We start from the raw sequence: 15937 nt of genomic DNA on the forward strand, positions 1-15937 counted from the left end.
AAATGAATGAAAGTAGAAACCAGGGAAGAGAAATTAAAAGCTATTATAAGTTGGTCTCAAGACAATGCTCATATACGTGCCGTATTGCTGACAAGTTCCCTTGTAAATCCGGGGGCACCTGTCGATGAATTTAGCGACTTGGATATTGAGTTTATTTTTGAAGACAATAACAGATATGTAGTAGACAATAGCTGGGTGCATCATTTCGGCCATCCTATTGCTATGGTCGAAGAAGATGAAAGCTGCTTTGATGGTGAGCACGCAATGAAAATGGTATTGTACGATGATTATGTAAAAGTAGATTTCAAATTGTATAGCAAATCCAACTTTTTAACGGAAATAAACCAAAGCAAATTATGTGAAGACTGGGACATTGGTTACAAAGTACTCGTTGATAAAGAAGGATTAACACGGGAAATGAAAAAACCGACTTATCAAGTTTCGATCATCAAAAAACCACAGGGAAAGGAGTTTCAAAGAATTCTCAATGATTTCTGGTGGGACACCACTTATGTAGCAAAAAGTCTTATTAGAGATAATATTTTCTATGCCAAATTTATGTCGGAAAACAATATCCGAACCGACTATTTAAAACCTTTAATTGAGTGGTACATTGCCAGTGAACACGACTGGAACATTACAACGAATAAACACGGAAGGCTTTTTAAACAGTACCTGACACCTGAAATGTGGAAAAAAGTACTTCAAACATTTTCGGGTGAGGGTATAAACGATAACTGGAATGCCTTATTTGCCATGGCAGATTTAGTAACCGAAATCGGAACTGCATTATCTGAAAGATTAGGTTATGAATATCCTACAAATTTAGACGCGGATATAAGGAAATATTTAAATACCGTCAGGAAATTGCCTTACGGCAAATAGGATGAAATGGGATGCGATTGGCTATAGAAAAACTAACCCTGGAAATTCTGGGAGAAAGGACATTTTCTCCGTTTGACAGCAAAAAACTTGTTGATTGGGCAGTAACCGTCATGACACTCGGATATGAAAGTGAAAACTTAGTCATTTTAGCCGGTTTGGATTTCGATACGACGGAAATACGGGAAAAGTATTTCTGGAAATCTATCGAGGATTTGAAGATAGATACCGACAAGAGTGACGAAGAGATCCTTGAGGAATATGCATTGTTGATCGCTGAAAAGGCTGTGGCAGGTGAGATAAGCGCCGATCACGCGTTTGGACAGATGCGAAATATTGTATCCGCCAGCGGCTATGACGCACGATACATGGCGTTTTACGAGATAGATGAAGACCTGGATTGCTTGAGGTACAATGATGCCGTCCTTTTCAATAGCGAGCTTACGCTAGCAAACCAAAAGGAGTATATTTTGGAGGAGCTTCAGTTGTTTTATGAAATGGAAAGCCTTGGTATTCCTGTGGACGAACGAAGAAAATGGTACTGTAAACGATGCAAAAAGCTGACCTCCCCTACGCTAAAAACAAAATATCAGTTAAGAAAGCCCTTCAAATATCAAACCTGGTGCTGTGGCATATGCGGATCGGAAAAACACGTAATAGGGAGTATCCATACGGTTAAAAGAAAAATTATAAAGGAATTTGTTGGCCGTAATACTTAGCTTAAGATGTTCAAGAAGTCTCTCTACGTACCAGTTATTCTCCTGTTGCTATACGGGCCAAGATACAAATGGCGATAAATACAGAAGGACCTGGATTTTTTTAAAAGCCCCGAAACGGGGAGAATCGGGGCTTCTTAACTAACCAATTATAAACCTAAATGATGAACCCGACGTGATTTAAATAATTACTAAATCACGAAGGGATAAGAATTATTTAAATCATTAAAGGCTCCATCTGACCATTAAAAATCAAATTAACGAACAGATGAAAGACAAATTTTACTAACTATGTAACGCATGAAGACCCCGGATTGTTATAACGAATCCGTTAAGGTTTGTTAAAAAGACAGAACCACACAAATGACCTTGCAAGAATATTTTGATCGCTATCACTTTTTTATTTTGACCCCTGACATAATGCTGTCACTTGGCATGTATAAGTTTGCATTATCAATTAATCTTTAACGAATAAAAATGGCAAACGAAATTAATTCAATGTTATGAAAACGCATCTCAGCTTCTCCGTAACGTATTCCGTAAAAAGTCCAAGATACATACAGCTAACGGGGGCTTTGTGAAATCAACAAGCCCCGAACCGTTAGCGGCAAGCAATAGAATGGAAAAAAAAGCCACAGTGTATGACTAAACTAAATACTGTTCCAATATTGGAATTCAAAACAGCTGAAACATTTGAAACTTGGCTCGCAAAGAATCACGATACCTCAAATGGGCTCTGGATCAAAATATTTAAGAAAGATTCCGGGGAAAAGACCATCAGCTATGCAGAGGCACTTGATATAGCGCTTTGCTACGGGTGGATTGATGGTCAAAAACAAGCATATGACAACCAAGCCTGGCTACAAAAATTTTGTCCCCGAAGAGCAAAAAGTGTTTGGTCCAAAATAAATATTGGACATATCGAACGATTAATTAATGAGGGAAGAATGAGACCCGCAGGATTAAAAGCTGTCGAAAAAGCCAAAGCCGACGGTAGTTGGGAAAAGGCATACGATTCTCCGAGCAAAATGACCATCCCTGAAGATTTTCTAAAAGAACTTAGCAAAAACAAAAAAGCAGAAACGTTTTTTAGGGGTCTCAATAAGACCAATCTTTTCTCCATTGGATTTCGCCTGCAGACTGCAAAAAAACAAGAGACAAGAGAAAAGCGTATGAAAGAAATTATTGAAATGCTGGAGAAAGGTGAGAAATTCCGTTAAATGATTCGATAAGCCCAAAAAAACACACCTAAGTTCGTTGTCCGGGCTGGCGGATAGACCGAAAAATTACACCATCATTGAATTTATTTTGACACCCTTGATAAGGCTACTCAACTGACCTTAAACATTACTAATTTTCCAACGGACACCCATCAGGAAGCACCGGGAATTTTTGGAATAGTACGATCTCAATTATTAAACAAAGAGTGGAATGGAAAAGCTTGTAAAGGTTAGAAACAAAGCCAATCCAACTTTTCTATTTTACAACCTTGTACTTAATATGTGTCACCACGCCTGTTCCGCTTACATTAACCGGTTCGAGCCTGAGATTCGGTACTCCTTCAAAAATCCTTGAGCCAACACCAATAGTAACTGGTACAAGATGTAGCCACAATTCGTCAATAAGACCAGCAGCCAGATACTGATTGATGGTACTTGCGCCCCCCATGATCTTCACATTTCGACCTCCTGCCGCTTCTTTCGCCATGCTCAATGCTGCTTCGATACCATCCGTAACAAAATGAAATATCGTTCCGCCTTCCATTTCTACCGGTGAGCGTTCCTTGTGGGAGAGTACAAAAACCGGAGCATGATACGGCGGATTGTCGCCCCACCACCCTTTCCATTCCGATTTATCTCTCCTGTCTTTAGGTCCAAACATGTTACTGCCCATGATAAAGGCGCCCGCATCAAGAATAGCATCTATTTCTTTCTTATGCCGATGTTTTTCCGGTTCAGAAAACATCCAACTATCCAGCAAGTCCGAATCAAACCCGTCGCCAAATGGTTTTTCAAAACTTTGATTATGTCCCGCGGCAAAGCCGTCAAGAGAAACAGTTAATCCGGATGTTACTTTTGCTTTTTCCATGATTGTTCTTTTTACACATGATAAATGGTATTCAATAAGTAGTCGAATGGCATCAGCCTAAATCGACAATGAATTTAAAAAAAGTTTGAATTACCCTCTTATTTTTTGTCGAACCATCAATGAGGATTTCACGCTGATTGCTTAACCTAAAAAAACGGATTGAAAAACAGGAGCGTTACTTACCCACAAACGGCCATCCGGAAGAAATGGCTACTTATTTCTTCAACTTAGCAACTTGTATAGCGATGAACTCCGGCAAATAGTTGGGCGTACAATTTTTTGCCACTATTTCGTCTTTGTAAAGGCCTGTCTGTTCTCCAAGGGCAATGCATCTGGAGCGAAATTCTTCTTGAAAAATCCCAATTTGACCTGCAGTAAAATTCATCGCCCACTGGACTTCGGGTTTCTCCGATGCGATCCGTTTTTCGATTAGAGAAAGTAGGTATTCACTATTGGCGGGAGGAGTCTGTCCTACCCAACGTAAGCGAGCTTGATAATACCAGAAAATCCGTCTTTGCAATGGCGAAGGACTATCTACCCAGGATTCCATTAACGCAACCGTCTTTTTATCTTTAACGAGTTGGTTGGCCATAAGCCAATCGATCAGTTGGTTCTGTTCCGCTGGTATATGCTGCTGAATATCCTTGTCCAAATCATCGATGACTTCTCGCGAAAGAAGTTTTTTATCCATAATTAGGATTGCCAACTGCCTTGCAAAATATGCGCCCGTTGACCAAAGCTCTATAGCTAATTGGTGGTCTTTTCCGATATCTTTAGCAATGTTCCTAAGATCGCCAAGCTTGATGGCTTTATTGCTAATTTGACCGAAGATATGTTGCGCTGTGGAGGAAAGTTCCATAGTTATGCGTTATGCTGTATGTTAATAAGCTGCGCTTTAGTAAACTGCTTTCAAATTTAAGATTTCTTCAAAATATCCGCTCCAAATCCGCCGAAAACGGCTGTATTCGGAAATTCCGGTATCGGCACCACCACAAAACACACCATGTCTACATATCCGATTCTTCCAATTCAAATAATTCTTCTATCGATTTTTCTAAAACCCTTGCCAACTTTAACGCGAGAACAGTAGAAGGCACATATTTCGCAGCTTCCAAAGCATTGATCGTTTGCCGACTTACTCCGACAGCCTGTGCCAATGTATCTTGGGAGAAGCCTTTGATCACACGATTTATTTTGATCTGATTTTTCATTGCTCCCTCCTATTGCTATATCGCCACCACTGGATGTTGAAAATTAAGATGAAAAGGATCAACAAAAAATGAGGGAACAAAACCATAAGTGATAAATATTGCGTCCCAAACACGAATAAATTGGCCACTACCGCATACAATATTGATAAAATAATAGCCCACGACCAAGCGAACAGCCGTAAACTAGTAATAAACTCATCTTCGACTATTTTTCTGCTAAAGGCAATTCCACATAAACCTAAAAGCGCCCCTAAAACGATCAGAATGAAACCCAGGTTTACATCGGAGAAACCAAAATAAACAGGCCCACCATCTCTAAACGGTGTATTATCTGCTATCACGAACATTCTTACTGTTAGATTTTTAAAGTCATACTTGATTAATGACCGATAAGAATCATTCAAAAAAATTGAAACTGATATAATAATAAGGATATATCCTAGCCAACGAAAATATCTGGGTAAAAGTGGTATTCTTTTCATGATGTCTATGATCTAAAAGCCTATGACGAAAGTAAGAATTATTTTACATATTGTCAAATATTTCTTACAAAATGTAATGTTTACTTGTCATTTTAGTGATAAATATTCATAATTGTTAATGAGTGGATGTCTAGAAAAATACGGCTATGTTAGCTGGATTAATGTAAATTTGAATTGAATGGAGCTTATTAAAGGTGATATCCCAAAAAAATATTTTAACGAGTTGGCGACATGGTTGGATCAGGAGCAAGCTTTTGATAAAGCCCAGCATGAGGCACTGCTACTGCAGCGGTCTGTTCAGGAACGGATTGCGCTTGGCGTCACCTGGTTTCCCATTGCGATAACGGATAGCGAATTAGGGCGGGGCGACTACCTGACCATCACGGTAAGCAAAACCACTCACCCGGAAGAGGGGCACCGGTTCAGGTACGGTATGCCTGTCTCCTTGTTTTCAAACCATAATCCGCGGCAGGATCGACTTCAGGGAATCATCGCATTTGCGAGTCGTGACACCCTACGGATTTCATTCCGGGTAGATGAACTTCCTGCATGGAGCCGTGGAGGCAGGCTGGGGATCGACCTGCTGTTCGATGAAAATTCGTACAAAGAAATGCATCGTGCACTGGATGAAGCCAACCTGGCGCTGACCGACAAAAAACAAGGCTACCTGGTAAGGCAGCTCCTGGGCGGACCCGATGTTCGCGAGACCGCCTCCAACCCAGTTTATGAAAACGACCGTCTAAACCCCAGCCAAAACAAGGCGATAGCTCATATACTGGGCGAAAATCCGCTATCCCTCCTGCATGGGCCTCCCGGTACGGGTAAAACGACGACGCTGATCTACGCCGTACAGGAACTCCTGAAGCAGCGGCCGCAACAGCTTCTTATCGTCGCGCCAAGCAATACGGCTGTAGATGTACTGACCGAACGCCTTGATGCGGCGGGCGTATCGGTGGTCCGCATCGGCAACCCGGTCAAGGTTTCGGATCACTTACAGGAACTCACGTTGGACGCCCAGGTGGACAACCACGCCGCCCATAAAACGATCAAAACGCTGGAGAAGCAAGCCCGGGCCTATGTCGACATGGCGCATAAATACAAACGCAATTTCGGAAAGGCCGAGCGGGATCAACGGAAAGCGCTGTTTGACGAAGCGCGGAAAATCCGGAAAGAGATTGATCGGATGCTGGATTATATTGTTCAGGATGTATTTACCAAGGCGCAGGTGATCACGGCTACATTAGTGGGCGCCAATCATTATACCATTCGCGATAGGCGGTACAAAACCGTTATTATCGACGAAGCCGCGCAGGCACTGGAACCCGCCTGTTGGATTCCCATCCTGAAAGCCGATCGCGTCGTCCTAGCGGGAGACCATTGCCAGTTGCCTCCAACGGTCAAATCCAACCATCAGACTTCCAAGGGGCTATACCACACCTTGTTCGAAAAATTAATCGCGCAGCACCCCAACCATGTATCGCTGCTGGATGTGCAATACAGGATGAATGCCCAGATTATGAAATACCCGTCTCTGGCCCTCTACGCAGACCGGTTACAGGCAGCGCCAACCGTAGCCCATTGGACATTGCAGGGCGATGACAGCCCGATTATGTTTATCGATACCGCTGGTGCGGGATATGAAGAAACCGTCGTGGATCACGCCATTTCCAATCGGGACGAGGCCCATTTTTTATGTAACCACCTCGCTTCTTTTGTAGCAGACCTCAACATATCGCCTACAGACCATGCCTTTCCGAGCATCGGCATCATCACGCCGTACCGGGCCCAATCGCTTTATCTACGTGAAATTATCGCGCAGGATGACCGGTTGCAGCCCTATACAAAACAGTTGCAAGTGAATACCATCGACAGCTTCCAGGGCCAGGAAAAAGACGTGATCTACATCAGTTTGACAAGGAGCAACGCAAAACAGGAAATCGGCTTTTTAGCCGACACCAGGCGGATGAATGTGGCCATGACCCGTGCCCGGAAAAAGCTGATTGTGATAGGCAACAGCAGTACCATAGGATACCATGATTTTTACGGTGGGTTCCTAGATTATATCGACTCCTTAGCCAGACATCGCAGTGTATGGGAATGGATTTCCTGAGTGGATTTAAACTTTTTTATAGCGCCATCGTTAGTTAAATGGAGCGCACACATTGATCACACGGTTATGGAGGAAAACAATCCGATAATCAGACATGTATTTACTGCCGATCCGACCGTCTTGGAACATCGCGGTATCGTGTATCTGTATACCGGACATGACGACCCTCTCCCGGGAAGTGAGCAGTACACAATGAACGACTGGCTTTGCTTTTCATCTGTAAATTTGGTAGATTGGAATACGCATCCTTCACCCTTGGCGGCGAACGATTACAGTTGGGCATCGGGAGATGCATTTGCTTCGAAAATCATCTGCCACAATCAAAAGTTTTATTTCTTTACTGCGGTATCACACAAGAGAATCCCCGGCAAGGCCATCGGGGTTGCTACATCTGAAAGCCCTCTCGGACCTTTTCGGGACCCAAGAGGAGAAGCACTCGTTACTGGCGACATGCTGCCGGTAGCAGCCGACGAAAAATCGAATCTGGACCCGAGCGTTATCATCGACGATGACGGAAGTGCTTATTTGTTTTGGGGCAATGGCCGCTGTTTCTATGCACGGCTCAGCGCGAATCTCCTCGAAATCGACAGCGAGATCAGTGAGCTACACCTACCTCACTTTAATGAGGGTACGCATATCTATAAGAGGGACGGCCATTACTACCTGATGTATGGCTATGGGGCACCGGAACGTGTAGCTTATGCAATGAGCGACAACCTTCATGGGGCCTGGAAATTTGTTGGCATCGTGAATGAGCTTGCTGGCAATTGCGAAACGAACCGGCCCGCAACACTCGACTTCAAAGGAAAATCCTATTTCTTTTACCATAACGGGGCTTTGCCGAATGGTGGCAGCCATAGGAGATCGGTCTGTGTTGATTACATGTACTATAATGGCGACGGGACAATTAAAAAAATCGTAATGAGTTCCGAAGGGATTAGTCCCCAAAAATGAAAAAACCTAACCGCACTTATAAATTAATTCTTCGATCTCTGTCTGTCGTGCATTTGCAAAACCTTTGTCAGAGCCGATTTTGACGAAACCGCATTTTTCTAAAACCTTCTGTGAACCAAAATTATCAAACGCTACTCGCCCAAAAATTGGCCTCGTAGTTTCAATATCGAGAAAATCTTTTAGTGCTTTGGTTGCGATTCCTTTTCCCCAAAATTTTCTATCTAACCAATAGGTAATCTCCGTGTCACCTTCCAGTATAAATTTGGCAACACTTCCCACAATAACACTGTTAACTAGAATTGTTTGATTATTTACGGTTGGGTCATTCAATAATCTCGCGTATTTGGCCAAATACGCTGCTTTGTCTGTAGAGTCTTTTGGTGTAAACGCGGCTAAATAACTCGCCTCTTTGTCAAGCTGAAACTGGAAGAGACTGTCCAAGTCTGCAACTTCTGTTCGCCTAAGTTTTATATCGAGTTTGTTGTTTGTTATCTTGTTTTGCGTGCTCACTTCAAAATGTTCCGTCGTTTATTTTTTTCGTTTGTAATGCAGTGGTGTCAGTCCAATGATAAACTCGTCTACTAAGTCGTGTTTCAATAGTTCATTGATCACTTCTGGGCCACCGTTACAATAAATGTACCAACCCCTTTCTTTCGCTTGCACGACGAAATGGTTAACTTTGTAACTCTCATTAACGACAGAGATATGAAAAAAGGCTATTTCAATAAGGCATTCCTTTTATTCGAGCTATTCCGTAAGCATCGGATCAGTGGGAATGACTTCGCTAAGGCAGAAAGCAAATCAGCCTATCTGGATGAAAAAGTTGACGAATTCCGGCTTTTGATTTCAATGGGCAAGGATGTGTTCGCGGGACGGTATCATATGGATAGGTGGAATCTGTCTATTATTGTAGCAACGATTGCTTATATTGTCTCTCCGCTTGATGCAATACCTGATATCGTTCCCTTGATGGGCTGGATGGATGATGTAACCATTGTTGCATACGCCGTTTCAAAACTCACGGACGAAATCCAGAAATATAAGGCTTTTATTCAGGCTTCTTTAGATTCAAACCAATAGTGCATAATAACTGCCCGTTTACGGACAACATGTCCGTATTCGGACACCTGCCTGAATAACAGGTTACCCGTAATGAAGTCATTCAGGGTGTTTCGGCATATGGCAGTTTTATTGCAGGGAAACAACCATGCTAAGGAATTATCTTACGGTCGCCTTCAGGAACCTAGTGAGAAATAAATTATTTACCGGCCTGAATATTCTTGGACTTGCCACCAAGCGGCCGTGACACCTCCGCCGCTGTCGGCAGCATCGTGCGGTTCATATTCTTTGGTGATGAGGTTTTTATTTTCAAGGATTTTAATGGTTCAGCTAATGGTGGCTTTGGTCATATTGAACTCATCGGCCAAAAATCAATACCTGAACCTGGATTGGACTTAAAGTCTTTCAAAATTCTATTTTTGCGAGGGTATTTTTATCCGGGGGTAATTTTGGGTCGCTCATTGGGATAAGGTCAACTTCCAGATAAAAGGCGGCATCAGGCCAATGGCAGCCAAGCAAACATATTCATGCCCTGAATGTTTACCCTATGATAAAAAGTCGCGATATGCCCTCTTATTTGTCTTCTATGCCCCTTATGTCTTTTTCTGTTTTGCTGTAGCTTTACAGTATCAAAATACATAATCTTTTAACACGTTATACAATGTTAACACTGCAATTCTCAAAAGAAATCAAAGCCCCGGCCCAGAAAGTCTGGGATACGCTTTGGAATCCAGACACCTATCTGAAATGGACAAAGGCCTTTAATCCGGAAGATGCGGGTGGATCTATTCAGAGCGACTGGCAGGTTGGCGGAAAGACGCTTTTCCTTGACAGCAAAGGTAGCGGCATGGTAAGTACCATAAAGTCGCTAAACAAGCCGTATGATGTTGTATTTGAACATTTAGGTGAATTAACGGATGGCAAAGAAGATACGACGAGTGAAAAAGTGAAGGATTGGGCCGGCTCGCTGGAAGAATACCATCTTTCGGAAACTAACGGTACCACCCTGCTCAGGGCTTCTGTACAAACGGCACCGGAATGGGAAGAACATATGAATAGCGCGTTTGCCAAGGGCCTGGAGGAAGTAAAGAAACTCTCCGAACAATAAAATTAACTACACAAAATAAACAGAAATATGGACAAGCCTATAGCAAAAACCCTGACAATCGTTATCCCTGCCTACCGTATGCATAGCCAGCTATTCAATAACATGCTGAAAGGTATCCAGGAGGAAGATGCCCAAAAGCGTATCGCCGATAGAACCAATCATTTTGCCTGGATGGCCGGCAACCTGGTCAATTGCAGGTACTGGCTGGCCGAGGTCTTGGACATTCCCGAAAAAGACCCCAATGAAGATCTGTTCAAGAATGCGAAAGCGCTGGATTCGTCCCTTCAATACCCATCACTAGACGAGCTAAAAAAGCAGTGGCATAAGATCTCGCCGCTCCTGTACCAGAAATTATTGTCGGTGGAGGAAGCAGAACTTAGTCAGGCGTATCCTTTCGGAATGAATGTACCCTATGTCGAAGAAAACAAACTAAACATGGTGGGTATGGGTCTGGACCGTGAAAGCTACCTATTTGGTCAATTGGGTCTGATGCGAAAGGCACTAGGCTATGAGGGGGTCAGATACGACCTGGATGATCACTTAAGCTATTAGGACAAAGGTACCGAACCATCCGGTATTCCGCATGAACCCCGCGGTCTGCCACCTCGCCCGTACATGTCCAAAAACGGACAACAGATGTTCGTATTCGAACACTGCTTTAACGTAAAATAGGCCTTGAACAACCTTATTGGCCGTTTGTATAAAATGGTTTACTATTTGAGTCCTGGTTATCTACGCAAATTATTAGGACATGTTCAAGCATTATTTTCGAACTGCAATACGATCGATAGCCCGCTACAAATCTTATGCAGCAATTAATATTTTCGGCTTGGCCTTAGGACTTGCCTCCTGTATATTAATCTTTCTCATTGTTAGGAATGAACTCAGCTACGATCAATATCATAGACAAGCACATAAAACCTATCGGGTTACGTCGCTTGGTTTAGATTATAATCCCAGTGTCTCATTTGCCGTTGCTCCGGCGCTTAAAAATGACTTCCCGGAACTGGAACATGTTTCACAATACTATTATTGGCGGGAAAGCATGATCGAAATAAATCAGGAGCGTTACATACTAAAAGACATCGGCGCAGCCGACAACGAATTTACCAAAATATTTGATTTAGAATGGCTGACAGGCGATCCCAAATCGGCACTGGAAGCTCCAAACACGATTGTACTTACGGAGACTATCGCAAAACAGTATTTTGGAGATCAGGATCCTATGGGGCAGACAATCCGTATGGATAACAATTGGGAGCTGAAAGTAACCGGCCTGATCAAAGATCTTCCCAGCAACAGCCATTTAACGTTTAAGTCGCTGGTTTCCTGGGCAACATTCCACGATGAAACAAGCAATTTTTGGTCTATACAGGGAGGCTATCTATATATCACCTTACCTGATAATCTATCTGCACGTAGTATCGAACAACAGCTTCCCTCGTTTATTAAAAAGAACTGGGGGGAAGAAGTTGAAAAAGAAGGCAAGCTATTATTACAACCACTAACCGATATACACTACGATCAACGATACCTTAACCAGACGAGTATGCCCCGCTCTAAAAAGAGTATATATGGCCTCGCTGCCATTGGTTTGTTTATTTTAGTAATAGCCTGTATTAACTTCGTCAATATGGCTACCGCTTTTGCCATAAAGCGCTCGAAAGATATAGGTATTCGAAAAGTGATCGGCGCCAAGCCCATTCAGATCATTAAAAGCGCACTTTCGGAAATAGCTCTTCAAGTGGTCATCGCTTTGGTCTTGGCACTAGGGGGCCTGCTGTTATTCATCCCTTATGCAGAAAGGTTCTTTGGTACACGCATCACTCCTACTCAGCTGCTACAGGCGGATGTTATCATGGGGCTTCTTACTATTTCACTATTTGCGGTTTTGATCTCTGGGCTGTACCCTGCGCTGATACAGGCACGCTTTAATCAAGTACAAATTTTAAAGTCGCCTTTTTCAACAGCTGTCAAAGGAAATACACGCTTAAAAAGAGGATTGATAGGCATCCAGTTTCTGGTAACTCAGTTACTCATTATAAGTACTTTTATTGTTGCCAAACAGATGGATTTCTTCCTTAATAAAGATATTGGCTTTGACAAGGAATCGATTATCACGTTTGATATAGGGAAAAATCCCGAAGGGCTACGCCAGCTACTCTCCAGGCAACCCGGCGTTAAAGATTTCAGTTTTGCCTCGGTTGCACCGGCTTACAATATCAACTATATGCCTTTTTCTGCTCCTCACTTGGGCATGAATGAAGTAGATGTGACGGAACTGAAAGTTGTGGATGAAAATTATCTCCCGATGTTTAAAATAAAGATGATGGCTGGTTTACCCATTATCAAAAGCACGGCCCCAGACAGCATCCTGAAAATTGTTGTTAATAATACGTTTATAACACGGTTGGGTATACATAATCCGGAAGATGCCCTGGGAGAACAAGTGATAGTGGGTGATCGTAGCGCAGAGATTCAGGGGGTTGTGGCCGACTTCCAAAGTGAATCCAAGCATAAAAAAATCAGGGCCTGCTTTCTTTACTACAATCCTGGAAGGTTTCACCAGGCAAGTGTGAAACTCCAGTCAAATAACATGAAGCGGACAATCGCGTCCATTAATAAAGAATGGTCGATACTCAATCCTCAGTCGTTATTTAATTATGAATTTCTTGATAACAAGGTTGCCCGATTGTATGAACAAGAGCAAACTCTTTATAATACGTTTAAGGTTTTTACAGCCATTGCTATTATCATCAGTTGTGTAGGTTTGTTGGGGCTGGTATCATTAATGGCCGTTCAGCGCGTAAAAGAGATCGGTATGCGCAAAATTCTAGGTGCATCTGTAAAAAATATTGTGATACTATTTTTAAGAGATTTTGTCCTATTAATCTTTGTAGCCTTTGCCATAGCAGTACCCATTACATGGTATTCAATGAATAGCTGGTTGCAAGAATTTGCCTATCAGATTAACATTACGCCCATACACTTCATAGTAGGATTGCTCGCTACCCTCTTTGTTGCGGGAACTACCGTTTTCATTCGCAGTTTCATCGCTGCTACCAATAACCCAATTAAGGCGATAAAAGAAGATTAGCAAGTAAAATTGTCTTTGGATTTATACGGACTAGCCGGCGCTGATACGCTTGGGCGGGTCCATTGAGCGCGAAGGAAGAAGCAGAAGAGCGGCGTTATCCTGATACCTCGATTGAAGGATATGTACGGCAGCATCTCTTCCAAAAGTCTGTAGAATTGAGTTTGCTACTAGCACTGACTAGGAAAACACAAGGCTGCCCCATACAGCCGCTGAACAAGCCAAGAGAATAATAGCGGCCCATATTAAGTAACCTTGAAAAGAAAAATGTCTGATTAATCTGTACAAGCTAATGGCAAATACGACCACCACTGCCATCATCAGCGGTATGGTAATAAGTTCCTGAACGACGCCCAGCAATACAAAATCTAAATGAAATAAATGGTAATTGAGAAACAGGAACAGAAAATAAACGGAGAAACCGACTCCGAGAACGAACAACGATTTATCTACATGCTGCTTTTCCATACCCTAGCTTTTCATTTTCTTATTGAAAGGTTGTAACGATTAAATATCGCAAAAAATATGTGAAACCTGCATGAGCCTACGGTTTTATTGAGTGACATATTTTTTAGTATTTTCGTTGCGAAAAAGATACCGAGGAATATTGTACATCCGTCCGCATTTTTGCATTATCTCACTTTCTGTTGAGCATTACAGCGGCCCGTACAACTGAGTTATGGCAGCGCCCAAACAGGGTTGGCCATAGGAAAGTAGGAAATTAAGGAAAAACATACGCATTGGATAACATGGATTATTCATTCAGGAAAGCAGACATTGAAGACCTTCCCAGTATCTGGGAGATTTTGGAAGGTGCGATACAACGTAGAAAGCGAGATGGCAGCGAACAATGGCAAGATGGCTATCCCAATCCGACGGTTATCAAGAACGATATTAACCTGGGTGTGGGATATGTACTGTCAGACGGAGAAGTTATTACCGCATATTGTGCCATCTTGATAAACGATGAACCGGCATATGCAACCATTGAAGGTAAGTGGCTGACCGATGGTGATTTCGTTGTATACCACCGGGTTGCCGTGTCAGAAAAACACTTAGGTAAAGGCGTCGCTCAGCAACTGTTGAAACACATCGAACAATTTGCACGTCAGCATAACATATTCAGTGTCAAAGCAGACACCAATTTCGATAATCCGGGGATGCTGCGGCTATTCGAGAAGCTCGGCTATCGCTATTGCGGAGAGGTAAGCTTTAGGGGAATGCCACGAAAAGCCTTTGAAAAGGTACTGAACTAAACCCCTAACACCCATCTCACATCAAAAGCATCGGTTACCTCCACTAGCTTTTGGTCGTCATCATTCCCTGCGGGAAGATTTGTCTTATTAGATTTGAGTCTCTCAATAAGCGCTTGTCTATCATGTGTATTTTTGCAAGGTAGAAAAATAGACATATAATTCCCTAGCGTCCTCCCTTCATTGTGTACCAAATCTGACCCGTGAATAATGATTCGATCAGAAATAAGCGACCCGATGACAACGGGCATTTCTGTATAACCGAGTAATTCTTTTTCAAAAGCTTCAACCTGCAATGTGCCACCAAAGCAAGTTTGGTAAAATGTGAGCGCCTTTCTGCAATTACCTGAAAAAGTAATGAAAATGGCACTCACAAATTTATCATTAGAATCAGTCATCGTAGGTAAATTAGGCATCCGGAATTTCAGGTTCTACAAGCTTCATCAACTTCTCCAGGGATTCCTGCCAACCTAAATAACACATTTCTACCGGTATTATCGTAGGGATACCCTCTTGCACGACCTTAAGCTCAGTGCCACACGAGACCTCGTTTAGCCAGATGGTATTCGTCATTTCTCCAGGTAAGTTGGGGTCGTCAAATGTATCCGTGTATTTAATGAATTCGTTAGGCTTTATTTCAAGATACGATCCACCAAAAGAATGTCCGTTTTCTGTGCTGAAGTTTATAAACGTCATGTGATACTTTCCTCCTACCCTGAAATCCATATACTGTACGGTGCATATAAAACCGTAGGGTGGTAACCAAGTTGAATATGCTAAGGGGTCCGCAAATGCGCGAAACACCTTTTCCGGGCTTGCCTTGATTACCCGATGTAATGAAACTGTTTGATTTTCCATTTTAATTGAAATTTAATTTGTAATGAATAACCCGTTGTGCGGTTTAAACAGCAAGCGCATGTTTCAACCTGTTAATATTTCTGTTGTTTAAAAAGTTCGTGTACTGCAATACTGCTACTGCG

Annotated in this window: 18 protein-coding genes; 11 read left to right on the forward strand and 7 right to left on the reverse strand. The window is 42.5% G+C overall.

Features of this window, described 5'->3' with window-relative positions; genetic code table 11:
* Window positions 1-6 precede the first annotated feature (6 nt).
* From BMZ56_RS24865 to BMZ56_RS24875, 3 genes are all read left to right on the forward strand, one after another.
* Window positions 7-885 (forward strand): AadS family aminoglycoside 6-adenylyltransferase, encoded by an 879-nt coding sequence (locus BMZ56_RS24865; protein WP_090632477.1) that lies wholly within the window; start codon window positions 7-9, stop codon window positions 883-885.
* A 17-nt stretch (window positions 886-902) separates the two neighbouring features.
* Window positions 903-1601 carry a hypothetical protein gene (locus BMZ56_RS24870; RefSeq protein ID WP_143073026.1) on the forward strand — a complete coding sequence of 233 codons (699 nt, stop codon included), beginning with the start codon at window positions 903-905 and terminating at the stop codon, window positions 1599-1601.
* A gap of 638 nt (window positions 1602-2239) precedes the next feature.
* A complete protein-coding gene (locus BMZ56_RS24875) occupies window positions 2240-2818 on the forward strand; it encodes a YdeI/OmpD-associated family protein (RefSeq protein ID WP_090632482.1) in 579 nt (192 codons plus the stop codon).
* Window positions 2819-3074: 256 nt separating this feature from the next.
* Here the strand turns inward: BMZ56_RS24875 and BMZ56_RS24880 are convergent, their stop codons facing one another.
* The 3 genes from BMZ56_RS24880 to BMZ56_RS24890 all read right to left on the reverse strand — a co-directional run bounded on the left by BMZ56_RS24880 (window position 3075) and on the right by BMZ56_RS24890 (window position 4897).
* Entirely contained in the window at window positions 3075-3686 is a 612-nt protein-coding gene (locus BMZ56_RS24880) for a dihydrofolate reductase family protein (RefSeq protein ID WP_090632485.1), read from the reverse strand.
* Window positions 3687-3900: 214 nt separating this feature from the next.
* Entirely contained in the window at window positions 3901-4545 is a 645-nt protein-coding gene (locus BMZ56_RS24885) for a DNA alkylation repair protein (RefSeq protein WP_090632486.1), read from the reverse strand.
* 148 nt (window positions 4546-4693) lie between these two features.
* Window positions 4694-4897, reverse strand: coding sequence for a helix-turn-helix transcriptional regulator (locus BMZ56_RS24890; protein WP_090632489.1), 204 nt, complete (start codon window positions 4895-4897; stop codon window positions 4694-4696).
* Window positions 4898-5557: 660 nt separating this feature from the next.
* Here BMZ56_RS24890 and BMZ56_RS24900 point away from each other — a divergent pair.
* Together BMZ56_RS24900 and BMZ56_RS24905 are read left to right on the forward strand one after the other, a co-directional pair.
* Complete coding sequence (locus tag BMZ56_RS24900; protein WP_090632493.1) at window positions 5558-7489, forward strand: AAA domain-containing protein; 1932 nt, start codon at window positions 5558-5560, stop codon at window positions 7487-7489.
* 66 nt (window positions 7490-7555) lie between these two features.
* Window positions 7556-8443 carry a glycoside hydrolase family 43 protein gene (locus tag BMZ56_RS24905; RefSeq protein ID WP_090632496.1) on the forward strand — a complete coding sequence of 296 codons (888 nt, stop codon included), beginning with the start codon at window positions 7556-7558 and terminating at the stop codon, window positions 8441-8443.
* A 6-nt stretch (window positions 8444-8449) separates the two neighbouring features.
* On the opposite strand, the gene BMZ56_RS24910 is transcribed toward BMZ56_RS24905, so the two are convergent.
* Window positions 8450-8953 (reverse strand): GNAT family N-acetyltransferase, encoded by a 504-nt coding sequence (locus BMZ56_RS24910; RefSeq protein ID WP_245893398.1) that lies wholly within the window; start codon window positions 8951-8953, stop codon window positions 8450-8452.
* 195 nt (window positions 8954-9148) lie between these two features.
* Between BMZ56_RS24910 and BMZ56_RS24915 the strand changes: the two genes are divergently transcribed.
* From BMZ56_RS24915 to BMZ56_RS24935, 5 genes are all read left to right on the forward strand, one after another.
* Window positions 9149-9523, forward strand: a complete 375-nt coding sequence (locus tag BMZ56_RS24915) for a YkvA family protein (RefSeq protein ID WP_177195302.1) — start codon at window positions 9149-9151, stop codon at window positions 9521-9523.
* A gap of 200 nt (window positions 9524-9723) precedes the next feature.
* On the forward strand, window positions 9724-9972 hold the full coding sequence (locus BMZ56_RS24920) for a hypothetical protein (RefSeq protein ID WP_090632500.1): 249 nt from the start codon (window positions 9724-9726) through the stop codon (window positions 9970-9972).
* 191 nt (window positions 9973-10163) lie between these two features.
* On the forward strand, window positions 10164-10610 hold the full coding sequence (locus BMZ56_RS24925; RefSeq protein WP_090632501.1) for an SRPBCC family protein: 447 nt from the start codon (window positions 10164-10166) through the stop codon (window positions 10608-10610).
* Window positions 10611-10637: 27 nt separating this feature from the next.
* Window positions 10638-11162, forward strand: a complete 525-nt coding sequence (locus BMZ56_RS24930) for a DinB family protein (protein WP_090632504.1) — start codon at window positions 10638-10640, stop codon at window positions 11160-11162.
* Window positions 11163-11361: 199 nt separating this feature from the next.
* Window positions 11362-13707 (forward strand): ABC transporter permease, encoded by a 2346-nt coding sequence (locus BMZ56_RS24935; RefSeq protein ID WP_090632506.1) that lies wholly within the window; start codon window positions 11362-11364, stop codon window positions 13705-13707.
* 177 nt (window positions 13708-13884) lie between these two features.
* On the opposite strand, the gene BMZ56_RS24940 is transcribed toward BMZ56_RS24935, so the two are convergent.
* Window positions 13885-14172, reverse strand: coding sequence for a hypothetical protein (locus BMZ56_RS24940; RefSeq protein ID WP_090632508.1), 288 nt, complete (start codon window positions 14170-14172; stop codon window positions 13885-13887).
* Window positions 14173-14453: 281 nt separating this feature from the next.
* On the opposite strand from BMZ56_RS24940, the gene BMZ56_RS24945 reads away from it, so the two are divergent.
* A complete protein-coding gene (locus tag BMZ56_RS24945; protein WP_090632511.1) occupies window positions 14454-14960 on the forward strand; it encodes a GNAT family N-acetyltransferase in 507 nt (168 codons plus the stop codon).
* Here the strand turns inward: BMZ56_RS24945 and BMZ56_RS24950 are convergent.
* Complete coding sequence (locus tag BMZ56_RS24950; RefSeq protein ID WP_090632513.1) at window positions 14957-15355, reverse strand: VOC family protein; 399 nt, start codon at window positions 15353-15355, stop codon at window positions 14957-14959. The genes BMZ56_RS24945 and BMZ56_RS24950 overlap by 4 nt on opposite strands.
* A gap of 10 nt (window positions 15356-15365) precedes the next feature.
* Window positions 15366-15815 carry an SRPBCC family protein gene (locus BMZ56_RS24955; RefSeq protein ID WP_090632515.1) on the reverse strand — a complete coding sequence of 150 codons (450 nt, stop codon included), beginning with the start codon at window positions 15813-15815 and terminating at the stop codon, window positions 15366-15368.
* Window positions 15816-15937: the final 122 nt, after the last annotated feature.

Source organism: Parapedobacter indicus, assembly GCF_900113765.1.
GTDB lineage: Bacteria > Bacteroidota > Bacteroidia > Sphingobacteriales > Sphingobacteriaceae > Parapedobacter > Parapedobacter indicus.